Annotated in this window: 22 protein-coding genes; 13 read left to right on the top strand and 9 right to left on the bottom strand. The window is 30.0% G+C overall.

The features are described from left to right. Positions 1-12: 12 nt before the first annotated feature. The 3 genes from QMG30_RS16155 to QMG30_RS16145 are packed head-to-tail and all read left to right on the top strand — an operon-like array spanning position 13 to position 4793. Positions 13-1440, top strand: a complete 1428-nt coding sequence (locus QMG30_RS16155; protein ID WP_281817167.1) for a leucyl aminopeptidase — start codon at positions 13-15, stop codon at positions 1438-1440. Between the two features lies 1 nt (position 1441). After that, positions 1442-2212, top strand: a complete 771-nt coding sequence (locus QMG30_RS16150) for a copper homeostasis protein CutC (protein WP_281817165.1) — start codon at positions 1442-1444, stop codon at positions 2210-2212. Between the two features lie 22 nt (positions 2213-2234). Next, entirely contained in the window at positions 2235-4793 is a 2559-nt protein-coding gene (locus tag QMG30_RS16145; protein WP_281817164.1) for a transglutaminase domain-containing protein, read from the top strand. Between the two features lie 200 nt (positions 4794-4993). Here QMG30_RS16145 and QMG30_RS16140 read toward each other — a convergent pair whose 3' ends face one another. Continuing rightward, positions 4994-5962 carry a biotin synthase BioB gene (locus QMG30_RS16140; RefSeq protein ID WP_281817162.1) on the bottom strand — a complete coding sequence of 323 codons (969 nt, stop codon included), beginning with the start codon at positions 5960-5962 and terminating at the stop codon, positions 4994-4996. Between the two features lie 401 nt (positions 5963-6363). Between QMG30_RS16140 and QMG30_RS16135 the strand changes: the two genes are divergently transcribed. The 3 genes from QMG30_RS16135 (at position 6364) to QMG30_RS16125 (ending at position 10231) form a co-directional block, all read left to right on the top strand. Next, positions 6364-7695, top strand: a complete 1332-nt coding sequence (locus tag QMG30_RS16135) for a P-loop NTPase family protein (RefSeq protein ID WP_281817160.1) — start codon at positions 6364-6366, stop codon at positions 7693-7695. A gap of 451 nt (positions 7696-8146) precedes the next feature. Beyond that, positions 8147-9427, top strand: a complete 1281-nt coding sequence (locus tag QMG30_RS16130; protein ID WP_281817157.1) for a PLAT/LH2 domain-containing protein — start codon at positions 8147-8149, stop codon at positions 9425-9427. Positions 9428-9553: 126 nt separating this feature from the next. After that, positions 9554-10231: a hypothetical protein gene (locus tag QMG30_RS16125; RefSeq protein WP_281817155.1), complete on the top strand. Its 678-nt coding sequence runs from the start codon at positions 9554-9556 to the stop codon at positions 10229-10231. Between the two features lie 172 nt (positions 10232-10403). On the opposite strand, the gene QMG30_RS16120 is transcribed toward QMG30_RS16125, so the two are convergent. The 4 genes from QMG30_RS16120 to QMG30_RS16105 form a co-directional block, all read right to left on the bottom strand. Then, positions 10404-11558: a GNAT family N-acetyltransferase gene (locus QMG30_RS16120; protein WP_281817153.1), complete on the bottom strand. Its 1155-nt coding sequence runs from the start codon at positions 11556-11558 to the stop codon at positions 10404-10406. A gap of 409 nt (positions 11559-11967) precedes the next feature. After that, a complete protein-coding gene (gene deoD, locus QMG30_RS16115) occupies positions 11968-12684 on the bottom strand; it encodes a purine-nucleoside phosphorylase (protein WP_281817151.1) in 717 nt (238 codons plus the stop codon). A gap of 161 nt (positions 12685-12845) precedes the next feature. Then, the gene (locus QMG30_RS16110) at positions 12846-13160 is read right to left on the bottom strand and encodes a zf-HC2 domain-containing protein (RefSeq protein WP_281817149.1); all 315 of its coding nucleotides are present in this window, start codon (positions 13158-13160) and stop codon (positions 12846-12848) included. Beyond that, positions 13157-13633, bottom strand: coding sequence for an RNA polymerase sigma factor (locus QMG30_RS16105; protein ID WP_434784563.1), 477 nt, complete (start codon positions 13631-13633; stop codon positions 13157-13159). Before QMG30_RS16105 ends, QMG30_RS16110 begins: the two co-directional genes overlap by 4 nt. A 255-nt stretch (positions 13634-13888) precedes the next feature. Between QMG30_RS16105 and QMG30_RS16100 the strand changes: the two genes are divergently transcribed. The 5 genes from QMG30_RS16100 to QMG30_RS16080 all read left to right on the top strand — a co-directional run bounded on the left by QMG30_RS16100 (position 13889) and on the right by QMG30_RS16080 (position 17010). Then, a complete protein-coding gene (locus QMG30_RS16100) occupies positions 13889-14251 on the top strand; it encodes a NifB/NifX family molybdenum-iron cluster-binding protein (protein WP_281817145.1) in 363 nt (120 codons plus the stop codon). A 38-nt stretch (positions 14252-14289) separates the two neighbouring features. Next, positions 14290-15120 (top strand): nucleotide-binding protein, encoded by an 831-nt coding sequence (locus QMG30_RS16095; RefSeq protein ID WP_281817143.1) that lies wholly within the window; start codon positions 14290-14292, stop codon positions 15118-15120. Further along, the gene (locus tag QMG30_RS16090) at positions 15108-15953 is read left to right on the top strand and encodes an ATP-binding protein (RefSeq protein ID WP_281817141.1); all 846 of its coding nucleotides are present in this window, start codon (positions 15108-15110) and stop codon (positions 15951-15953) included. The genes QMG30_RS16095 and QMG30_RS16090 overlap by 13 nt, the downstream gene beginning before the upstream one ends. A 42-nt stretch (positions 15954-15995) precedes the next feature. Beyond that, positions 15996-16355, top strand: coding sequence for a NifB/NifX family molybdenum-iron cluster-binding protein (locus tag QMG30_RS16085; protein WP_281817139.1), 360 nt, complete (start codon positions 15996-15998; stop codon positions 16353-16355). A 208-nt stretch (positions 16356-16563) separates the two neighbouring features. Further along, complete coding sequence (locus QMG30_RS16080) at positions 16564-17010, top strand: Fur family transcriptional regulator (RefSeq protein WP_281817137.1); 447 nt, start codon at positions 16564-16566, stop codon at positions 17008-17010. A 110-nt stretch (positions 17011-17120) separates the two neighbouring features. On the opposite strand, the gene QMG30_RS16075 is transcribed toward QMG30_RS16080, so the two are convergent. From QMG30_RS16075 to QMG30_RS16060, 4 genes are read right to left on the bottom strand one after another with little or no spacing between them, the layout of a single operon-like run. After that, a complete protein-coding gene (locus QMG30_RS16075; protein ID WP_281817136.1) occupies positions 17121-18590 on the bottom strand; it encodes a 4Fe-4S dicluster domain-containing protein in 1470 nt (489 codons plus the stop codon). 51 nt (positions 18591-18641) lie between these two features. Further along, positions 18642-19811: a SpoIIE family protein phosphatase gene (locus QMG30_RS16070; RefSeq protein ID WP_281817134.1), complete on the bottom strand. Its 1170-nt coding sequence runs from the start codon at positions 19809-19811 to the stop codon at positions 18642-18644. Beyond that, positions 19808-21520, bottom strand: coding sequence for a [Fe-Fe] hydrogenase large subunit C-terminal domain-containing protein (locus tag QMG30_RS16065; protein ID WP_281817132.1), 1713 nt, complete (start codon positions 21518-21520; stop codon positions 19808-19810). The genes QMG30_RS16070 and QMG30_RS16065 overlap by 4 nt, the downstream gene beginning before the upstream one ends. Positions 21521-21542: 22 nt before the next feature. Next, entirely contained in the window at positions 21543-21794 is a 252-nt protein-coding gene (locus QMG30_RS16060) for a (2Fe-2S) ferredoxin domain-containing protein (RefSeq protein WP_281817130.1), read from the bottom strand. 534 nt (positions 21795-22328) lie between these two features. Here QMG30_RS16060 and QMG30_RS16055 point away from each other — a divergent pair. Together QMG30_RS16055 and QMG30_RS16050 are read left to right on the top strand one after the other, a co-directional pair. Beyond that, positions 22329-23741: a hypothetical protein gene (locus tag QMG30_RS16055; protein ID WP_281817128.1), complete on the top strand. Its 1413-nt coding sequence runs from the start codon at positions 22329-22331 to the stop codon at positions 23739-23741. Between the two features lie 110 nt (positions 23742-23851). After that, positions 23852-25468: an ABC-F family ATP-binding cassette domain-containing protein gene (locus tag QMG30_RS16050; RefSeq protein WP_281817127.1), complete on the top strand. Its 1617-nt coding sequence runs from the start codon at positions 23852-23854 to the stop codon at positions 25466-25468. Positions 25469-25597: the final 129 nt, after the last annotated feature.

Below are 25597 nucleotides of genomic sequence, written 5' to 3'. Positions count from 1 at the left end.
AGGAGAAATTATATGATTAGTATAAGTGGGGGAAAGGAATGTAGAAACAAGGTAGTTTTTGCATATGATGATAAACCAATCAATATCAAGGGTGTAGAGCAGACATATTACACTTTAGATAGAAGTCTGAATTCAATAAATAATATTTATATTGATAATAATTTTTATGTGATCATAGGTCTAGGAAGCTATAAAGAATTTAATATTAAAAAGATGAAATCCGTTTTAGCTAAAAGTATTAAATGTATGAAAAAGAATAATATGATAAAACTCCATATAAATATCAATTTATTTATAAAACGATATGGTGAAGATTGTTTATTTCATGTAGTGGAAGGTATCAAATTAGGTTCATACGAATTTTATGGATATAAAAAAGATAGAAAAGAATTTAATTATAATGCTTATCTATCTGGAATAAGTGATGACAACACGCAGCATATACAAGAACTGATAATCGAAGCTGAAAATATTGTTGATGGGGTAATATTAGCTAGAGATATGGTTAATGCTCCTGCCAATAAATTAACTCCTGAGCTTTTCTCAGAAGAAGTATTGTCTCTAGGGAGAAAAGCGGGTTTTGTCGTAGATATTCTTGAAGTTGATGCATTGGAAAAACTTAATATGAATGCTTTCTTGACAGTTGGTAAAAGTAGTGGTAATGCACCAAAATTGATTGTCATGAGATATAATGGTGATGATACAAGCGAAAAGGTGACAGGACTTATAGGAAAAGGTGTTACTTGTGATACAGGAGGTTATTGTCTTAAGCCAGGTGAAACAATGGCTGGTATAAAAGGTGATATGGCTGGTGGAGCAGCAGTAGTAGGCGCAATATATGCATTAGCTATGAATAAAGTGAAAGCTAATGTAGTGGGTGTTGTTCCTGCCTGTGAGAACCGTATTTCAAGAGAAAGTTTCATACCGGGAGATGTCATTGATTCTATGTCAGGAAAGACTATAGAAATAATCAATACAGATGCTGAAGGAAGATTGATTCTAGCTGATGCGGTAACGTATGCTATAGAAAAAGAGCATGCTGATAAGGTTATTGATATTGCTACTCTTACAGGTGTGGTAGTTAAAGCATTAGGATTCACAACAGCTGGAGTCTTAAGTAATAATAATGATTTCTTTAATGATTTCAAAAATGCTTATAAAACATCAGGGGAGCAATATTGGAGATTTCCCATATATGATGAATATAGAGACTTAATTAAAAGTGATATAGCTGATATTAAAAATATGGGTACAGATTACTTAGGTACAATAACTGCTGGATTATTCATTGAAAGTTTCGTTAAAGACTATCCATGGATTCATCTTGATATAGCTGGTACTGCATGGGTTAAGCCACCTATTTTTGAATATCAGTCAGAAGGAGCTACTGGAGCAGGAGTAACTACACTCTATTATCTATTTGGAATAGGAGAGAAATGATATGAAATATATTCTTGAGGGTTGTGTAGACTCAGTTGAATCAGCTGTAGAGGCAGAAAAAGGCGGTACTAACCGTATAGAATTGTGTAGTAATCTAATAATAGGAGGGACAACCCCTAGCATTAATCTTTTTCATGTAGTAAGAGAGAAGATTAATATTAAGATCAATGTGCTTGTACGACCTAGATTCGGAGATTTCTGTTATACAGATAATGAATTTGAAATTATCAAAAGAGACATTGAAATGTTTAAGGAAGCTGGTGCTGATGGGGTCGTAATAGGTGTTCTTACCCCAGAGGGTACTTTGGATATAGATAGAGTGAAAGAAATTATGGATATTGCAAAAGGAATGCATGTGACATTACATCGAGCATTCGATATGTGCAAGAATCCATTAGAATCATTAGAGCAAGCAAAAGAATTAGGAATTAATACTATTCTTACATCAGGACAAAAGAATAATTGTTATGAAGGAAGAGAACTTATTAAAGAGCTAGTGTGCAGATCAGATGGTGAAGTTGATATTCTTGTTGGAGGTGGAGTCAAAGCTGACATAATCGAAGACATGGTTTTAGAGACTGGTGCTATTTCTTACCATATGTCAGGTAAAGTAGTTGTTGATAGTTTAATGAAATATAGAACATCGGATGTAAATATGGGTCTGGATTCATTAAGCGAATACACTATATGGCAAACAAGTCGTGAAAACATATCTAGAGTTAAAAATATTCTGGAGGCAATAATCAATAACTCAACCAACCAAATCAAATAATAAATAGAAGAAGGTGTTATATATGTTGTTTTCTAATGAACTCAAGAGAATTATTGATAATGACTTTCAAGAAGTTCTAGAATTAGTAAAATACAAGGAAAAAGAAATACTAACTGGACTTGACAGATGTAGTGAAGAAGAACAAGACTGCATTAAATTCTTATATACATGTATGCCTCTTAGTGATATAGCGAATTATAGTTTTGACATGTATTTGAAATATGTAAAACACAGTCTTTTTTTAAAGGAGAACATATCTTGGTGTGAAAAGATACCAGCTGATATATTTCTTAAATACGTAATGTTCTATCGTGTAAATAATGAAAACATTGAAGATTGTAGAACTACATTCTACAATTGTATCATTGATAGAATAAAAAATAAGAGTATGACTGAATCGGTTACAGAAGTGAATTATTGGTGTCTGGAACAAGCTACATATCAAACTACTGATGAAAGAACAGCTTCTCCATTAACAGTTCTAAGATCAGCTTATGGAAGATGTGGTGAAGAGTCTACTTTTACAGTTACTGCGTTAAGGAGTGTAGGTATTCCTGCAAGACAAGTATATGTACCAAGATGGTCACACTGTGACGATAATCATGCATGGGTAGAGGTATGGTGTGATGGTAAATGGAATTATCTAGGTGCATGTGAACCAGAACCTGTTCTTAATGTTGGATGGTTTACTGCTGCTGCATCAAGGGCAATGCTAATAAACGGTAGAGTATTTACTTCATTTAATAATATAGATATGATAGTTACTGAAGAAGTAATTTCCAAGAATGATAAAGCAGCATTAATCAATAGCCTTGATACATATGCAGATACTAAAAAGTTACAAGTGAAGGTAATAGATTTTAACCATAATCCTATGGAAAAAGTGAAAGTGCGTTTTGAAGTCCTTAATTATGCTGAATTTTTCCCTGTGGCTACAGTTGTTACTGACAAAGAAGGAATAGCAGAAATCACTCTGGGGCTAGGAGATATATATATTCACGCTGTAAAAGATAACAGATATATTAATAGGCTTCTAGACATTAGAAAAACTACTTCTATAATACTTGATTGGAATGAATCCATAACAGATGAAGTAATCACAGAAGATATAGATATATATCCTCCTGTAGATAACATGAGTTATGCAGTCAGATTAACAGAAAGTCAGAAAGAATATGGTAAAAAACGTTTTGAACAATCTAATAATGTAAGAAAAGTAAAAGAAAGTCAATATTATAATAATGATAATATAGATGAATTATTGAAAGACAACAATTATACTATTGAAGTGAAAGATTTTTTTGTTAAATCAAAGGGCAATTATCTAGAAATAAAAGAATTCATCGATAGTGATATAGATAATTGCAATACGCAAGATAAAATCAGATTATTGAGTAGCCTAGTTGATAAAGATTATACGGATATCACATGTGAAAAGTTAAAAGAACATCTAATATATTCAAACGTATATAAAAATAATTTCCAAGAAGATATATTCGTTGATTATATCATGAGTCCTAGGATACACTTTGAAATGATAACTAATTATCGAAAATTCATATTAGACTATTTTGACGAAAAAACAAAGGAAGAATTTATTAATCATCCCATAAAAATATGGGATTATATAGATACTTATATCAATGAGATAGGGAGTATGGAATATAGACCATTGATTACTAATCCAGTCGAATTGATTAGAATGAAAAAGGGTAGTAACTTATCCAAGAAAATTTTATTTGTAGCTATATGCCGTTCACTAGGCATACCTGCTAGAATAGATAAAGAGAACATGGAAATCCAATATTACAATGATAATGAGTTCGTTAATGTTAAATATGTGATACAAAAAGACCTTGTGAAATTGACCATTAATGATGAAGACAACACAAATTGGATATATTGGCTCAACTGGACTATAGGTAAACTTAATAATGGAGTCTATGAAACATTGGATTTTGTTGATAGGAAATGGGTTGATAATAAATTAGTATTAGAATTAGAACCAGGCAACTATCGTATTATCACATCTAATAGAATGCCTAACGGAAGTGTTTTCACTAGGGAATATTGTTTTGTTCTATTTGTTGAAAGAGAGTTAGGTATTTCTTTACGACAAGGCAAATTAGAAGATATGTTCAAGAACATAGAGATAAATGATTTCAGCCTATATGATAGTGATAACAATAAGGTTTTGGCGAAAGATATAATAGATGATAATAAGAATATAGTTATCTGGATTGAAGAGGGAAAAGAACCTACAGAGCATGTTCTTAACGAAATGTTAGAGCATCAAGAGGCATTGAGCAGATTATCTTGTAACATAACTTTTATATTAAGAGATAAACAAGCACTCACAAATAATACTCTTAACAAAACCCTAGAAGCTTTTCCTGATATAAAAATATATTATGATGAAGGAGCTTCTAATGCCGAACCAATCTCAAGAAGGGTATATGTAGATCCAGATAAATTACCATTAATTTTATTAACCAATAACGGACTTAATGTTGTATATGCTTTTAGTGGTTATAATGTTGGATTGTCTGATTTGATAATTAAAATTATTGAAGCTATCTAAAGAAAGATTACTATAATAGAGTTCATTAAGGACTGTTTTCAGTATTTGTGTGATATTAATAGTATCAATGGATATTGAAACAGTTCTTTTTATTCTGATAGAAAAAAAGACTCTATTTAATGATTTTAGGAATTGTATTAAATAGAGTTTGAAATATTAGCATATAGTTAATTCTTTTTTATTGATATAAAATGAATAATTTAATTTTTTATTTCATAATCAGCATCTATAAGCATTTTCTTTACATCATCAACACAATAACCCCTGCTATCTTCAGTGATAGATAGATGATCTCTTGGATTAGCACCATATTCAGCATATAATTGATTAACCCCGCAGATTAAAGTCATAGGTGTAACCTCATGTGCATTCATGGCTCTTTTGGGTTTTGAAGCTATTCGAGAAACTGCTGCAATTTTGGCTAGTTCTCTAGCGGATATTTGTCCTTTATCATATAAAGGAGTACCTTTTACTGGTATTCTTCTCATGACAGCCATAACACTTACATTATTTTCTCTAGCTCTTATGATTTCATCAGCTATTTCTTCATAGCTATGCTCAGGACCTATTGGTTCAACACAATAATATAACTCCAGGTTTTCATGAGCAATTGCTGCTAGTGTTTTTAATCTTTTTTCTGGTTTGATATCTGTATCAATACCTTCTCTTAATCTATGAATATGATAAACACCAGTAAATCCAACTTTTTTTAATTCTTTTGCTGTGTCAACGTCAAAATCCCCTATGTTAGCTACTAATCTTACACCTTCTGGAAGAATTCTCTTAACTTCTGAGCCTATCTTTAGATAATCTTCCATTGGATAATCTGCAGTAGTCATCAAGAATAGGTCATTTATGCCTTTTTTAACTAAGTCTCTTATTTCAAATAAAACTTCATCTGCTGATTTTTTCCAAGTGCTATCTAGAGAATAGTGATTAGCGCCCATTGAACAGAATTTACAGTTTGCTGAGCATGGTTCGGCATTTAAACCTATCTGTGCAAATATTATTCCTTTGTTTTGAAATTCATTTCTAGTCAATTCATTTGCTTTATTCAGAATGGAATAAAAGTCTTTTGAATTCATATTCACATTCAATAACTGTACTATTTCGTTCTTATCTAGTACTTCTTCTTTTTCTAATAGCTGTGTTATGTAATTGCCATCCATAATTTCACCTCTCAATAAATTTTATTATGTATATATTTTACTTCAATTGAAAATATAACTATGTAAATATATTAGGGTTATTTGTAATTTTTTATTTGGTTTTGTATATATGTAAATAGGTGTTTGGTTTTTATAGGATAAAGGGAAAATTGGATTAATGAAATTTAAAACTTTACTGATAAAAAATTAAAAATGAAAATTTAAAATTTGTATATGGATTGTATGTATTTTGATTTTTGATATAATTTAAAATAAATAGAAAAATATAAATTATTGAATTATAAAATTAAATATGATATTATTGTTTTTGATATTATTTTGCATCATTCCTATAGACACATATTAACTGCAATTTACTGAAAATAATGCTTGAACAAAATAAAATATAAGGAGAACAATTAATGAAAAGAATTTTTGGGGTATTATTAATTTTTATGATGAGTATTTTAACTTTACCAACTTCTGTATATGCGGAAACAGAATATGCATATTCATTAGGACATAATTTTGGAAAGGATTTGTGGTACGTTGAAGATTATGAAGGGGATTTTACAATGAATGTGGATTATGCCAGCAGAGTATATGCAAAGATGGGATATACATCTTATAAAGCTTATAATCCTACTTATACATACCTTAGAGGAGATAATCCAGCTGGTGATGATATATTAGGAAGTGCAGTTGTATTTATTAATGGCCATGCATGTCATAATAATATCATATTAGGGGATACGATTGATGATGAAGACCATAAATGTGGTGTGTATGAGGGCGAAGATTTTAAATCATATAATGGATATACATATGCAGGATTGGAAGGACGAGATCTTAGTAAGACAAAATTAATATCTTTTGTTGGATGTGATACTGCTAGTAGAACCCATAATTTATGTAGTGTAGCTCTATCAAATGGGGCAACTACTGTAATAGGGTTTGATGACAATATTCACTCAAGAAATACAGGAGGACCTTATTGGTTACAATGCTTTCATAATGCGCTTTATAACGGTTCTAGTATACAGGAAGCTGTTAATTTAGCTTCTATTGCTTCACCTGAGTCAGATTTAGGAACAGATATAGTTATTAAAGGTGATGAAAATCTTGTTTTACATTATACTAGATCAAAATTATCTGATGAACATGGTATGTTGAAATCACAAGATACAATAATGAACTCTAAAGAAACTGATTTCAGTATAGATCATGATATCAATAATCTAAAATCTATAGAAGGAGAATTAGATTATAATATTGAAAATGAAGGTAGTATAAATAAAGAATACATATTGAATAGTTTAGGTAAAATCAATGAGGATTCTAATCTTGAAAAATATAAGCTGACTTCTAATGAATACAAAAAGGGAACAGGTAATGGTTTAGTTAAGATAACATACTATATTGATGATATAAAAACATCCGATCAAACAGTTATCATAGTCAACAATAATAAATTACAATATGCCTCTAATAAACTAGGTTTTGATAAGAAAGAACCAGTTAATGAAAATGATATTATTATAATGAGAGACAAGTTTTTAGAGGGTGTTGATATAAAAGAGATAAGTAATAAAATGAATGATCGTTTTGTTAATGCTAAGATAATTGAAGAAGTAAATGAATTTTATTATGATTACTCTACAGATAAACTGTATTATGTTATTGATAAGATTTTTTCATATCCAGATTCAGAGGGTATGAAATTTATTGAAACTCAAAAAATTGAAGTGAATTAGTAGAAAGAAGCTTTAATTATAGTGAAATATATACTAAGATTATTAGTTTGATTCAAAAGCTGACTATATGCCAGCTTTTTTTTGCATGTATTATATATGTATAGTATCATCTATTTTTATCTTTCAGTACTTCTTTTGTAATTTTTATTTCAGTTTAATTATCACATTTATTTCACGTTAATAATTTCACGAAAACGTATTATATAATACATAATATGCCAATGTAATATATTTACTTCATAATCTATATTTGTACAAAATATACTAAAATTCTCTTTTTATCAGTCTGATTTATAACTGATTACCTAATAAAGTCTAGACTATATAGCCTATATTGTGTTGATAAATGTTGATTCATAGTATTTATTTTGAATTTTTTTGTTTTTATCTACTAATTTCGACAATTTATTCACAAACAATATTATATAATATACAAAAAAGGAGGATTATTATGAAAATAAGAAAAATTTTTACTAGTTGCTTAGCATTAGTACTATTACTTATGTTATGCCCAAAAAACGTGTTAGCTTATCAACCTGCTTCTCATTATGTTCTTATGCAAGAAACTATGAAAAGCCTACCAGAAGGTAGCCTAATTAAAAGTGCTATGGAAAAATATCCAGATATAGCAGCTTGGGGAGCCAATGGTCCTGATCTACCATTAATTCAACCAAGACAGGTTCTTGGATATTCACCTTGGTCTGATAGATTTCATTATTTTAAGATTGGAAGCTTTGCTAAGAATTTATTACAAGATGCTCTAGCAGCAAAAGATATGAAGAGAATATCATTTGCTGCTGGATGGCTTACTCATGTATGTGGCGATTACGCTTGTCATGGAATATTTGTAAATCCTGAATCCGGACTATATTTGATTGATCCATCTGGACGTGATTTACATATGAGTCTTGAATCAGCTGCTGATCCATATCTATGGGTCAATAAAGGTGGTTTCGACAGTTCTGATTACTCAGATGGTATATCCGATTGTTTTGCTGAAGTAACAGATATTCCTTTTGATACTTTCAATACAAGTGTACAGAATATATATGGTTCTTGTCCTTCTACATTAGAAGAGAAATCATGGTGCTATACTCTTATGACAGGTCTTAAAACAGGTGTAGGTTATAAGTATCAGACTTATGAAGAAGCTAACGATTTTCTATCTGAGAATAATAGAAGAGAGAGATTAGAAAATTCTTTTGATTCAGCTCATGCTCATGTTGTTAAGTTATTAACCGAGGCAGAGCAAGGAGATTATAGTGGATTCACTGATCGTTGGAATATTGATGTAGGTCTTGATAATAATCCTATAAGTTCATTAACTGTTACAGTACATACTGGTAATGAAAAAAGAGGTTTGCTACATAGTGAATGGGCTGGTACTGATGATGATGTATACTTTGGTATTGAGACCAAGGATGGAGAAACAAAAGAATGGTTATTAGATAAAGAAGGATATAATGATTTTGAAGTTGACGATATTGACGAATATTACCTATATAATGGTACAGATATTCATCCTGATGATATAAGTAATATTTATATAAAAAAAATTACAAAACATGGCGGTATTGGTGGTGACTGGTATTTAGAGAATTTAGATGTCAACATCAATGGTCATTCAGCTTATAACAGTGACATCAAATCTTGGATTGATGAGGATAATTCTACTTGGAAAGATAGTGTTGATTTCAGTAACATGGATTTAGATACTGAACCAATAGAATAAATTAAGTTCATAAAATAAAAATTGAGTATTACTTTATAGATACAAAAAATGAAAACTATACACTGAATTTATTAGGTGTATAAGAAGTAATAAATTACAAAATATTAGACAAGGAGCATACATCATATGAGAAAATTAAGTAATTCTTTATTAGTGTTTTTGTTAATGTTCATTTCGTTGTTTATAACAGCTTTTTCTTCACAAGTGAATGCAGAACCATCATCTACATCATTTATACTGGATAGTGAAGGTAATCCTTTGTTAACTGGTAAAAAGTATTATTTAGTACCTGCAGGTGGTCATCTTTCTGTAGATAATGATATCGAAAAAAATTATAGCAGGGGTATCAAAAAGGAAAGTTATTGGTTTACTGATTATCCTGCATTATCTACTAATGGATTAGGTGATCCTATACAAGTATTTTATAAAGGTAAAGATACTGTAGGTGAAAGCATATCATCAGGTTATGATGTTCGTTTCAAGTTCGCTGGTGATGATGAATATTTTGATTTCATTAATGGTAATGGTTGGGGTTGGGTTAGTCTGGATAGTTCACCAGATGGTGGTGTAGCACAGCTTATCAAATCACCTACTACCAATAAAGTTTTTATAAGATGTGCAAAAGTAACAAGGAATTATGATGGTTTCGGCAGGATGTGTGATTGGTATCAAGCTGAAAAAACTATTACTTCTTATGCATGGTTTGATTTAGAGCATTTATTATTTCAGAGTACTCTATGGTTGAAGACTAATTTTTTTGTTAGTCCATGGAGTCCTGGTGCTTGGGTATTTATTCCAGTTTAAAATAATTAAATAGATATAAAAATTCATGTATAAGGTAATTAACATATTAAAATGTTTATTGAATATCTAAAAAATATTTTTCTGCAATCTAAGAATTCTTAAAAAAATCATATGGTCTATTAATACTTAATAATAATAGTCCATATGATTGATATAATGAATTAATAAGTTATTATCTATTTTTATTAATAAGTTCTGTAAATTCTGTTATATCATTAAGTATTTTAAATGTATTATCTTGTAGTACCATATCTTTTGATAATCCCGTTTTAAATGACTGTCTTAACTTACTTATGGATAAATCAATGTTATTACAATGAGCATATGCTCTTGCAGCATTGAAATAAAACCAAAATTTATTATTATTATTACATATTCTAGAAATATTAACTTTTTCACTATTAATCTCTATTAGTTCAAAGGCTTTTTCATATAATTTTGAAGACTGTTTATAATTTGCATTACAATAATTATCGTATGCATGAACTAAGTAATTATCAAAACTATTAAACCAACCAAAAAAAGGAGCAAAATTCTTTAATAACTTAAACCCAACTTTTTCAGCTGTTTTACGAGAGCCTATATTGGATTCAAAACAACGCCACCCTATATGGTCGATCCCTATAGATAAACAGTGTTTCACACATGCAGATACTACTATTGAAGCAAATCCTTTACGTCTATAGTCTTCGTCGGTTTCAATTCCTATTTCACATCTGTTGCTTATTACATAATCCGCTAAACACCAGCTTACTATATTTTGACCTGTTATAATGCAAAAACCAAAACCATTATTCAAAAAATCTTCTTGATTTAACCATCCCTCAGTTGAAGTCCATTCAATGATTTTCTCGATATTCTTTAAATCTTTTCGGTTTAATAATTCAGCATCAATTTTCTTTAATAAGTATCCTTCTGGTAACTCAACTTTAATATTAGATCTTTCTGTATCAAATTGATAATATCTCCAATTAATTCTACTAACATAATGTTGTCCAAATATATTTTTGATTTCCTCTTCCCATGAATCCATATCGCTAAAATGTATATAAAAGTCCAAACAATCTGTCTCAACCATGGAGCTACATATATCATTCAAAATATATTTGGATAGATTTTCATTAAAGGTCTTGTTGGTTGCTTTACCAGTTATATAGAAATTATGTTGATTATTATATATACATGCTGTTTGTGGGTTCTTTTCATCATCAACAAATATTAGACCACTTTTTTTTTCGATTGTTGAAATGATTTCTAGATAATAATTCATGTGGCTATATAATTTTTTGACTTTATAGTAATCTTCTTTTTCCAATTTTAAAAACACTAAATAATTCCACCTTTCAATTATAGGTGGAAAATGTCTTGTTTCTAAACACTTACCACCCTTTTGATTTGAAGTCCATTTTTCACTATATATTCAACTCCTTTCGAATAAATTTCTTATATCTATGGATTTTAGATATTATTTATATATAGGACTATCGTCGAATTAAATTAAACTATGTATTTTGAAGTGCTATATATAATATAATGAGTGTATCAAATTTAACTAAAGATTTCAATAAATATCTAAGGCATAAATCTCTTTTATACTTATAATTTTCTGTAAAATAAAGGTGTATAAAGTTAAAATAAATAAAGACCATATCATAATAAACAATATATATTATGATATAGTCCTATATAAATATCTGTAATAAAAATTTTATCGTATCAAATACTTTGCGACCTAATTATTCAGCAAATTGTAAAGCAATCTCCATCATCTTAGTGAAAGCATTCTGACGTTCTTCACTGCTAGTTTCTTCTTTTGTTTCAATATTATCTGAAACAGTTAAGATACATGAAGCTTTTTTGTCAGATACTTTTGCGTTAGCGAATAAAGCGAATGATTCCATTTCTGCAGCAAGACAACCATATTCATCTCTATATTTTTTATATGCGTCAAAATCGCCGTTATAGAATACGTCTGAAGAATGTATACGTCCTTTAACAATAGGAATGTTAAGTTCTTTTGCGTAATTTTCAATCTGTTCATTAAGCTCTTTTGATGATTCTATAACATCTTTGTCATAACCATTCTGAACTTTTGCATATGTTGATTGAGACCAAGATTCTTCTACTAGAAGTACATCATATAATTTCAAGTCTTTTGTGTAAGCACCGCATGAACCTATACGAATGATATTTTCTACATCATAGAAATTAAATAATTCATAAGAATAGATACCTATACTTGGCATACCCATGCCTGAACCCATAACAGAAATACGTTTACCTTTATAATTTCCAGTGAATCCGAACATATTACGAACATGATTAAATTGTACAACATCTGTAAGATAAGTATCTGCAATAAATTTAGCACGTAAAGGGTCACCTGGCATTAAAACAGTTTTAGCTATTAGATTTTTATCTTTACATTCAATATGTGGTGTTGGTATACTCATAAATTTTCTCCTTTACAATATAAATTTTTTAACATAATAAGTAGTTGCTACTCATATATGTTAGTCTTATGAATAAACCGTTTAGTTTATTCAGTTATATTATATCATTATACTTATCTCGTAACAAATAGACTAGGACAAATGTCTGATTAAATATAATCTTAATTTGGAACAACTTTTATTCCGAGAAAAAGAAATAATATAAGTGCAAAAATAGCAGTGATGAATATTCCTTGAAGCAAAGATTTGGCCATTCCTTTTTTCCATTCCTTAGAAATTTTTTTTACAGCTTCAGCTTCATTCAGATTTAGTTCAATAAGATTCAAAGGTAATTTTTTTTGTATTAATTGAAGTTCGTTATTACAATCATCACATACTTTAATATGTTCTTCAATTAATTCCTTGCTTTTGTCGCTGCAAATACCATCAATGTATAATGGTAATAAATCTTTTATTATTTCACAATCTATTTTCATTTTAACCCCTCCTGTAATTGTTTTTTTGCTCGATAAAAAATAAGTCGTGCCCAACTATCTGATTTATTGAATAGTTCTCCTATCTGAGAAAATGGTAACTCAACAAAAATTCTTAAAGTAAATATTTCTTTATATGGTTCTTTCAGATTATGAAGTAAATTGTGTAAATTTCTTAAGGTTTCTTTATCAAGATAGCTTTTCTCTAAATCAAAAGGAGTATCATAAGATATTTCTGAATCAGGTATAATTTTTTTCTGCTTCTGGTATAAAGTAAAATATGTATTTTTTGCTATTTGGCATAGCCATACATATAATTTGCATTTACCATTGAATTTGTTAATATTCTGCATGGCTTTAAAAAAAGTCTCTTGAGTAACTTCTTCTGCTATTGTTTCATTTCTACATAGAGATAATACATATTTATATACATGGATAAAATATTGTTTGTATATTTCTTCAAAATCAATCACCATTTCACCTCCATATATATGACTAATGATTATAGCAAACGTTTCATTTGAATTTATTTTTTATACATGTAGTGTAACACTATGCTGTTAGTTGTCAATTTAAATATGATTTAATGCATTAAATTATAAAATTTCGAAAAAAGTTATTGGCATTTGCCAATAATGGGTATATAATAGAGAGGAAGAATAAAATAATTAATGGAATTGTTATTCGTATAAGATTACCATTATAATAGGAAATGGAAGGAGTTAAGAAAAATGAAAATATGTATATCAAGTACAGTAGACAATATTAACGGTATGACAGATGGCAGGTTTGGAAGATGTCCATTCTATGCAATCTATGATGACGCTACTAAAGAATATGAATTTGTAGCTAATGATGGAGCTAAGGAAGCTCAAGGTGCAGGATTAAAAGCTGCGCAACAAGTAGTTGATAACGGTGTAGAAGTTGTCATAACAGGTAATGTAGGACCTAACGCCATGAGAGTGCTGGAATCAGGTAATATTAAGATATATAAAATATTAGGAGATAAAGTAAAAGAACAAGTAGATTACTATAATGAAGGTAAATTAATTAGTATCAGTAAACCAGGTGCATCACATATGGGTATCAGATAATTTAACTATAAATATTATGAGAAAAAGAGGAATTTGTTATGCAGATCGCAGTTCTAAGTGGCAAGGGCGGTACTGGTAAGACAACTGTATCCACTAATCTTGCTAAATTGATTAATGTAAGATATATTGATTGTGATGTTGAAGAACCTAATGGATTCATCTTTCTAAAACCAGAAGGTATTAAAAGTCAAGAAGTCAGCATTCCTGTTCCTTATGTTGATGAAGATAAATGTACACACTGTAAGAAATGTATAGATATATGTCAGTTCAATGCGCTAGTCCATACTAATAAGGTTATTCTTTTTGAAAAATTATGCCATGGATGTGGAGCTTGTAGAGCAGTGTGTCCTACTATGGCTATTACCGAGAAAGATAGACCCATTGGTAAGATAGAAGTAGGCTATAATGGAGATATGGAATGTCTAGGTGGTACACTTAATGTTACTGAACCAATGGCAGGACCTATTATAAGTAAGCTAAAGAGTATGATAGATGACAAGACTACAATTTTAGATTGTTCTCCTGGTAGTTCATGTAATGTAGTAAAACCTTTATTAGGTGTTGATTATGCAGTATTAGTTACTGAACCTACAGAATTTGGTTTACATGATCTGAAAATTGCAGTAGAATTAGTACGTAAGATGGATATACCTTTTGGAGTCGTTATAAATAGGTTGTCACAAGAAGATAATACCACTTCTAGGTACTTGAAAGATGAAAATATTAATATTGTTGGAACTATTCCTTTTGATAGGAATATTGCAGTTATGTATTCTAAAGGTGAACTTCTGATAAATGATGATAAATATAAAAAGCTGTTCACTGACATAACCCACAACATTGAGGAGGCTATAGGATGCAGCTTGTAATAATAAGTGGAAAAGGTGGAACTGGTAAAACTACTGTTGCAGCATCATTTGCCTATCTTAGTGAAAACAGTATAAAATGTGATTGTGATGTGGATGCTTCTAATCTTCATATTGTATTAGGCGGCGAAGATATTAAAAGTGAACCATATTTAGGTGCTAAGGTAGCACATGTTGATAAGGATAAGTGTACTCTATGTAGAGCTTGTGAAGATATGTGTAGATATGACGCTATAAAAGATGGTGTAGTCGCTGAACTAAAATGTGAAGGATGTGCAGCATGTACAGTAGTATGTCCTAATAATGCAATTACTATGGAAGATGAAGTTACAGGTGATACTATTATAACTAAATCAAGTACAGGTATATTGTCAAGAGCTCAAATGATTGTAGGTGCTGAAGGTTCAGGTAAACTTGTAACTGACGTCAGGAAAAATGCACTTGATTACGGCACTAAAGATGATTTCTATTTATTAGATGGTACTCCAGGAGTTGGATGTGCTGTATTGGCATCAGTAACTGGTTGTGATATGGCTTTGATGATAGTTGAACCAAGTCAATCAGGACTTAATGATTTCAAGAGAGTACTTTCGGTAGTAGAATATTTTGAGATCAAACCATTAGTATGTATTAATAAATATGATATTAATGAAGATGTAACAGCTGACATAGTTGATTTCTGTAAGGATAAAAACATTGACTTGATTGGAAAGATACCATTTGATTCAACAGTTGAAAAATCAATAAACGAATTAAAACCTATTGTTGTATATGATGATAGTATAGCAGGAAAAGAAATCAAAAAAATATGGAAAACAGTAAATAGTTATTTATAATTACAATATAAAATTAATAGAATAATCAAGGAGGATTTTTATATGAAGATAGCTATAGCAAAAGAAGGTAATGCAGTGTCAGGACATTTTGGATATTGTGAAGGTTTCCAAGTGTATGACGTAGAAAATAATGAGATCAAGGGTGATTCATTTTTACCTAATCCAGGTCATCGTCCAGGATTCTTACCTAAGTTTCTTGGAGAAAAAAATGTTAATGTTATAATAGCTGGAGGAATGGGTTCAACAGCTCAACAACTTTTTGGAGAAAATAATATAGAAGTAGTTGTTGGAGCTTCAGGTCAAATTGGCGATGTTATCAAAACATATGTAGATGGTAAGCTTAGTTCTACAGGTAGTGTTTGTCATGACCATTCATATCATGATCAAGAATGTGAAGATTAATTATATCTAAAATAAATATAAGGAATTAAAAATTTATATGTTAAAATAGAACTAATAACAAATCAATAGGAAAGTTGATTCAATATATATGGATAGCAAAGGTAGAAATATATTCTCCTCACTCTACGTTAATCTAATAGATAAAAGTCTTTGCTATCCATTATTAGTATGAACTATTGATTAAAATTATTAATATATAGGTGATATTATGGAAAATAAGATATTGATGATAGAAAAATTATTAAACGAAAAAGATATAAAACTAACCTCTAGAAGAAGAGCGGTTCTAGAAGTCTTTTTGAACCAAAAAGATCATGTTAGAGTAGAGGATATATATGATTTACTAAAACATACTGGTATTGGTTTTGCAACAGTATATAGAACTGTAGAATTGTTGACTAAAGCAAATATAATTAATGAAATAATGATTGATAAAGTTAATTATTATGAATTAAGGGCTTTTAGTGAGAAATGTATGCATATCCATTTTAAGTGTAAAAAATGTAAGAGAGTATTTGATTGCAATGATCCTAAGCTTGGGGTTGATATTATTAAACTGAGAAATTATACTGAAGAACTATATGGTGTGCATGTTGATAAGTTAACATTTGTAATGCAGGGTGTATGTAATGAATGTAAAGATAAAGAAGAGTAGGATAGAATTGAGAAAATATAATATGCCTATACAATGATTAGGAAAAGGGGCATTAAATAATCATCATATAGACATAGTAAAAATATATATAAATTTAGTTACTAGTGTATTTATTCCTTGACTTCTCTGTTCAAGTTAAGTGAATCAATATTAAAGATTCTGATAGCGTCATTAACAGAAGTTTCTACAGCTAATTTACCGTATTTATCCACTTCTTTTTTATCTTTAGCACCATGTGACAGTGAAGTAGGACCACATATACATCCACCTTCGCAAGCCATACCTTCAAGAAAATTACCTTGTAAACGATTAAATTTCGCAAGTTTTAGATTCTTAGAACATTCTGTAAGTCCATCACATATGATAGGCTTAATATCTACGTCTAGATTATTGGTTTCAACAACATGTTTAATGGCATCTGTAACGCCTCCTGATCTAGCGAATATCCTTCCAAAATATGAAGCATTGTCAAGAATACCTTCCTCACATTCTTCAACATTTATACCATGAGCATCAAACAATGCCTGTAATTCTTCAAATGTAAGAACATAATCGACTTCACCTTTCAAGTCCGGTTCATTGATTTCTGATTTCTTAGCAGTACAAGGACCTATAAAAATTGTTTTGGCAGTTTTGTCAGTATGTTTAATTAGCTGTGAGGTAGCTATCATAGGGGATACCGCAGTAGATATATGTTCAATAAGTTCAGGATAATTTTTCTTGATATAAGTAACAAAAGCTGGACAGCAAGAAGTTGTCATCCATTCCTTTTCTTCTAATTCTTGTGCTACTTGAGTACTTTCGTAATATGCAATTATATCTGCTCCAAGTGCCACTTCAACAACATTATGAAATCCAAGTTTTTTGATTCCGGTTATCACTTGTTCAATTTTTGCATATGTAAACTGACTTGATATAGCAGGTGCAATCATAGCATAGACTTTATAATTTTGGTTATTGTTAGATTCTTGAATCAGTCTAATTACGTCTACGATAGAAGATCTATCCATAATAGCTCCAAATGGACATTGATATACACAAGCACCACAGCTTATGCAGTTATCATAGTTAATAGAAGCTTTTTTTGTATCAGGATCAATGCTTATAGCATCTGCTTTGCAAGCTTTTACACATGGTCTTTGAACTTCAATGATGGCATTATAAGGACATGCTTTAGCACATCTACCACATTCTTTACATTTATCGGTATCTATATGAGCTTTTTGTCCAGAAAATTCAATCGCATCAAATGGGCAGGCTTCCTTACATTTATGTGCAATACATCCTCTACAGGCTTCCGTAACAGAATATTTCTGTATTGGACAACTGTCACAAGCGATATCCAATACTTGAATTGTATTAGTATTATCAGGGGTTCCACCTAGAGCTAATTTGACTCTCTCTGTTATTATTGCTCTTTCTTTATATATACAACATCTAGTATCTGGCTTAGGACCAGGTATAATTCTATTTGGTATATCTAGTATATCTTTTTCTAATGAATTGTTTAGTGCAGATGAAGCTACTTCTTTTAATACTTTATATTTTAACAATTGCACATTGTTTTCAAATTTTCTCATTGTTTTCCTCCTAGTTGTGAAACAGTATATATATTAAGTTCTATACGGTATCTATACATAGGTTATAGTTACTTCTTTACCTATATTTTCAAGTACATGTGCTAGTTCTCCTACAATCTTAAGCTTGATGTTAAGACTAGTAGGGAAATTAGGATTTTGATGAGCTGGATTAACAGCTTTACCTACCCAGAAATGTACATGGGTACATTCATTTATTAAGAAGTTGGCAAGTCTGCTGGCTCCGTTATTATCATTAAGGTAAGCAGCCTTGGTAGTAAAATCTTCTTTCGAGTAAGTTCTGAGTAGTTCAAGTGTTTGTTTTAGAGTAAGAACTCCCTCGGTAACTAGATCAATACCATCCATATAAGCCATAGGAGGGACATCCTTTGACATCGTATCTATGTCAACATTAATTTCTTTGTGTAATTCTCTAGCTGCTATGTTTGCGGTTGTTCCACCGCAGATCACTTTCTTACCAGTACTTTTTGTGAATTTATTTATAACCCATTTATCCATATCTTTATCTTCAGGAGGGCCTGTAAATAAATCGATATTCTCTTTTTCTCGAACCCTGATATTCATTATAGTCGTATCATCACCTGGATGATCTTCGTAAAGATTATTGCAGACTCCAATAAAATTACCACTAATATTTCGTGATGTTTTTTCTACTTTTGATAAATCACGTAGATAATCATTAATATTATCCCATTGCCAGCCAAGGTTAAGAAGCGCTCCGACACCTGCGTGTACTGCACCATCACTTATAACTGAGATATTATCTCCAACCATTAATTTAAAATTACTTTCCAAAATGGTTTTGCCATTAATATCTAGTTTCCGTTTATTGAGTGCCAAATCTTTTCCATTACGATATATAAATATAGGAGGGTTGTCATACTCTGCTAAATAGACTTCACCGGAATCCTCAATTTTGATTATAGTGAAGGTAGAGTATGCAAGTTTCCTTACTTGACACTCAGGAAGGGTATTAACGATAGTGTCAACTGTATCAGTAATACTTGCTCCTTCTTTTAACATTGTCGCTGCTATTTTGGCAGTTAGTGTAGCTAATATATTAGCTTTTACACCACTGCCTAAACCGTCAGATAGGACAGCTATAACACTATTATCTGTACGTATTATTTCTACTTTATCTCCACAGAGCTGTTCTCCATATTTATTGATGCTATTATGAAAAATATCAATAAAATATTTCACTTAGTAACACCTTCCTCGCCTAAAACGACTTGTTGTAATTTCATTAAAGTGATTTTTGTTTCAGCGGTGGTTTCACCTAAAAGACTAGCTATTTCCTGAGCAACACGCATTTGTTTTACAATTACATTATCAGCAGCTTCTAAAGTGTTTTTCTTAAGATGAATAAGCTCTTTGTTTTTCTTTTCCAATTTTGAAACGTCATATAGTATAGCCATTATTAAATTCTGTTTAGGTAGAAATAATATGGTTTCATTTACAGTTATATTATAATTTTTGAAATGGACTCTTTTGTTAACGATATTTTGTTTCGTTTCCATTACTTGTCTGAAATCGCTATCATCTAAATATGTGGATAGAGCATTACCTTTTGATAAATTTGAATTAATCAAAAATGCGCTTTCGCAAGCTGGATTCACATCAATAATATTAAGGTTTTCATCTAGCAACAAGATGATATTAGGTGTGCTTTCAAATATTAAATTAGAGAGTTTTTCTGCTTTGCTTCTCATATAAGGTATACACATTTCAGGTTGGGACATACCTTCGAAAACAGCTTGAGCTTTTTCACGACATGTATTGTATCCACAAGCACCACAATTAAGTTCATCTGATTTATCGTATTTCCCAATGGATTTTAATATTTCAGTGATTTCTTCTTCTGTAGCTATTTTTTTAGTAACTTTTTTATTAGTGAAAACTCTGTTATATACTCTTCTATTATTTAATGTATAATCTTCAGATTCTTTATCTTCTAAATAATCATCAACATGAAGTTGTCTTATATATACATTTTCACTGTCCTTACTTACGGCAGGACCGTTAATACAGCCATTAGCACATATATTTGCTTCAATAAATAGATTTTCTATATTATCGGTAGTTAAAGTTTCAAATAAGTCTTTACAGTCTTCAATACCTGAAACACTTACAGAACGATATCCATTGGCTGTAATGTCATCTTCAATACCTTTTAAAATACCGCCTTCTAAGGGGTATCTTTGTCCATAAGACGAAGCGGATGAATCTAAATATGCATCTTCCAGATCATTAAGTTTTATGCCTTCTTCTGCTAACCAAGTATCTAATTCCTCAAAAGAAAGTATAGCATCTATATCACCTGTTTCTTGATATCCAAAAGCTTCACATCTTTTGGAAATACATGGACCAACAAATGTTATAAATGAGTTCTGTCCATATTTTTCTTTCAGTAGTATACTGTGAGCTATCATAGGAGAAACCACAGGTAGCAGATAAGGTAATAATTCAGGGTAATATCGTTGAATTAGTAAATTAACTGAAGGACAACAAGAAGTAATAAGATTTTTTTTGTCATTGTGGTTATCCATATATTCTTTATAGAGATCACTAACTATTTCTGCGCCTATGGCAGTTTCCTCAATAATTTCGAAACCAAGTGCACGTAGAGCAGCTATTAGTTTCTTTGGTTTTTTATATATACCGCTATAAGAGGGTGCTAGTGTAACAATCATTTTCTTAGTGCTTTGCATAGAATTTTTTATTTTGTTTAAATCACTTTTTATATTTCTAGCGTTCTGGGGACAGACTACAAAACATTGTCCACATCCAATACAATGATCTTCCATAATTTGGGCTTGATCATCAACTATTTTAATTGCTTTTACATGGCAGTTTCTTACACATTTATAACAATTTTTACAGTTAGCAGGTAAAAAATCCATTATTTTCATAGCAAAAGCCTCCTTGCCTTGATTATAATTTAGTTAATATTTCATTGTTGAAAAAATCTTCTGTAGTAGAAGGACTAACAGAATAAATGTTATCATCAACTTTTACAGATACAGCTTGAGTACATCTTCCTAAACAGAATGCACCTTTTATCTCAACTTTATCTTCTAATGATTGATCTTTAACTAATTCTTGGAGCTTTGAAATGACCGAATATGATCCTTTTAGATGGCACGCACTACCTATACAAATATTAATTGTTAACATTTTAACCACTCCTTTTGTGAAATTAATTATTTGAAACTTACAAATTTTATTATACTAATTAAGAAAAAATTTCATTGTTAAACTAAATTTTAAAATATATAAATATTGATTTTATAACATTTTAACGAAATTAAGAATAGATTACTATAAGTTTTTATAATCAAGTTAATCATTATAATCAATAGTAGTATGTTCATATATATATTAACAAAAATTAAAAAAAAGTCAATGATTTTGTTAATAAATTAACAAAAAATATTAACCAAAAATAACAATAAATTATTTCTAATATCTATAGCATTTAATAAACTATAATATTAAAAGTTAGTAGAATTGATATATTATGGAAAAATACTAAAAAAAATATTATAATGACATTGATTAATTGTAATATTGATAATAATTGTGTGTAAATCAATAAATAACACCATAATGTTTGGATATATATTATTATAGACATAAAAAAATCTTTGGTATATAATTATGATGTTATTGATATTACTATTTTAAGTAATTAAGCGATAATAAAGGTGGAGTGTACTAATGAAAAAAACATTGCTAATAATTGTTATAATTATAGGTGTAATAATAGGAGGCTATAAGATATATGAAATTAATGACAGTAAGCAAACAAAAGAATCCACAAAGGCTGAAATTCCTACTATAGACAAAGAAAACGAAACGAGGGATATGGATAATCCGAATGATGATATGGAACTATACTTTATTGAACCAATAAAAATAACAGACAGTAATACTATCATAAATACTTTATCACAGAATAATTGGAGTAAAGAGTGTTTAGATTCTTTATTGGGTGATTATGATAATATTATATCCAGACCTACTGATTTATGTGCTGGAGGTACAGTCATGTTTTACAGAACATATAATAATGAAGGTTTAAAAGTTCAATTTACCAGTAATGAAAATTATAACCATATATATAGTTTGATATTTAATGATGAATATAAGGATAAAATAATAGGTGATATTGATATGAATTCATCATTTGAAGATATTATATCAATGTATGATGCTCCTCATTTTATTAATGAAGAAGTTGGTTTGATAGGGTATAAATGTGAAGATTTCTATATGTTTTTCATAGGGAAAGATAAGCTACAAGAAATATCATTCTATTCAAGAATAGATTATGATGAAACAAGTATAGAAAAAGCAATTATGGCTTATGAAAAAACAGGTATGACAGATGAATTTACCAATATGATATGGGATGATTATGATTATACAGCAGGTGAATCGGGACTAATTTTTTATGATTATGATAGTAGAGGTGTCGTTGCGAGTTTAGATGTAGCAGATAACAATATGAAAGTTACAATCTATGGTAATTTTATTGGGAATATAACAGATGAAATATCACTTCCTACTGATGCTCATAAGATAACTAAGATGAAGGATGAACTTAAAAATAGAGGTATAGAAATCTTATTGGAAGAAGATCTGGTTTATAATTGTGAACTAGAAAGGTTAAAAGAATATGATGAGTTGAAAGGTGAACTTGTTGATGAATACGGTGAAAAGTCACCTGATGGAAATATGTTATTATTGAATGCTTTTTCGATGTATACTGGAAATAGAATAAAAATATATGATGAGACTCAAGAGAATCTATTTGTTGAATTATGGGGTGTAGACAACTATGGTTGGATAAACGATAGGTATCTGATATATACTCAAGCTATGGATGAGATGCTTTTTGGTGAAGGAAATAATAAATATGGTATATTTATCTATGATTGTTTAGAAAAGAAAGAAATCAGTGTAGTTAGCTTTGAGGAGCGTGAGGCTATATTTCTGACATCATGGGATAAAAATACTATTGGCTACAATATTGAAGAGGAAAATTCTTCAAAAGAATATACACTAGAATACACATTTGATGAAGAAGGTAATATATCTATAGGGAAGGTCAAACAATATAAGAAATAAAAATGGTATAAATATATATTTCTTTTTCTTATAAAACAGTGTATAATATAATAAATCAATAAGCGTGCTTAGCACGCTTTTTACATGTAAATACTGGAAGGAGAATATAATTGATTACAGTTACTGGACTAGAACTACAATTTGGAACTAAAAAACTTTTTAAGGATGTCAATGTAAAATTTACACCAGGTAATTGCTATGGGGTGATAGGAGCTAATGGTGCTGGAAAATCCACCTTTTTAAAAATATTATCTGGAGAGATAGAGCCAACTATGGGTGAAGTAAGTATTACCCCTGGAGAAAGACTTGCAGTTCTGAAACAAGATCACTTCGAATTTGATGAATGTGTTGTATTGGATACTGTTGTGATGGGGCATAAAAGACTTTATGATATAAGAATAGAAAAAGATGCACTCTATATGAAAGAAGATTTCAGTGAGGAAGATGGAAAACAGGCTTCAGAATTAGAAGCTGAATTCGCAGAATTAGATGGCTGGGAAGCTGATACTAATGCTGAAAGACTATTAATGGGACTTGGAATAGAAAAAGATCTTCATTACAAAACAATGAAAGAATTAAAAGGTAGTGAAAAGGTCAAGGTTTTATTAGCTCAAGCATTATTCGGAGAACCTGATATCCTATTACTTGATGAGCCTACTAACCATATTGATTTTAAAGCTATTGCATGGTTGGAAGAGTTTCTTATCAATTATGAAAAAACGGTTATAGTAGTTTCACATGATAGACACTTTCTTAATAAAGTGTGTACCAATATGTTAGACATCGACTTTGGTAAAGCTAAATTATTTGTCGGAAACTATGATTTCTGGTATGAATCAAGTCAACTTGCATTAAAACTTATCAATGACCAGAACAAAAAGAAAGAAGAGAAGATAAAAGAATTACAGTCTTTCATAGCTAGATTTAGTTCAAATGCATCTAAGGCAAAACAAGCTACATCAAGGAAAAAATTACTTGATAAAATAACTATTGATGATATTCAACCATCTTCTAGAAGATATCCATTTGTTGGGTTCAATCCAGAAAGAGAAGCAGGAAAAGATATCTTGATGGTAGAGGGATTAAGTAAAACAATTGATGGAATTAAAGTACTTAATAATGTTACTTTTACTGTTGGAAAAGGGGACAAGATTGTCATACTTGGAAAGAATGAAATTGCAAGAACAACGTTATTTAAGATATTGATGGGTGAAATGGAACCAGACGAAGGAACGTATAAATGGGGTGTCACTACAAAGAGAGATTGTCTTCCTAAAGATAATTCAAAATATTTTAATGATGTTGATACTAATTTAATAGATTGGTTAAGACAATTTTCAGAGGAAAAGGCAGAATCATTTATTAGAGGGTTCCTAGGGAAAATGTTATTTTCTGGAGATGAACCATTAAAAATGGCAAAGGTACTATCGGGTGGAGAAAAGGTAAGATGTATGTTTTCCAAGTTAATGTTATCAGGTGCTAATGTAATGATGTTAGATGAACCTACTAACCATCTTGACCTTGAATCGATTCAAGCAGTTAATAATGGACTTATTGCTTTTTCTGGTACTTTACTATTTACGTCCCATGACCATAAGTTCATACAAACCATTGCTGATAGAGTTATTGAAATAACACCAAAGGGTGTTTTTGATAAGAAAGTAACTTTTGACGAATATATAGAAGATGAAGAAATATCCAAGAGTCTAAAAGATATGTATAGATAATATATCTTTTATTGTTATAAAATGATACAATAGTGTTAATGATAATATAATAACTAGTGTTCTTACCTTTAGTATAATATAAAATATAATTATTTTGTAAAGCTAATTGAGTTAAAGTAGAACATTAAG

The organism is Vallitalea longa, assembly GCF_027923465.1.
GTDB lineage: Bacteria > Bacillota > Clostridia > Lachnospirales > Vallitaleaceae > Vallitalea > Vallitalea longa.
The sequence above is the reverse complement of the archived record's forward strand: the minus strand, read 5'-3'. Positions and strand labels throughout refer to the sequence as shown.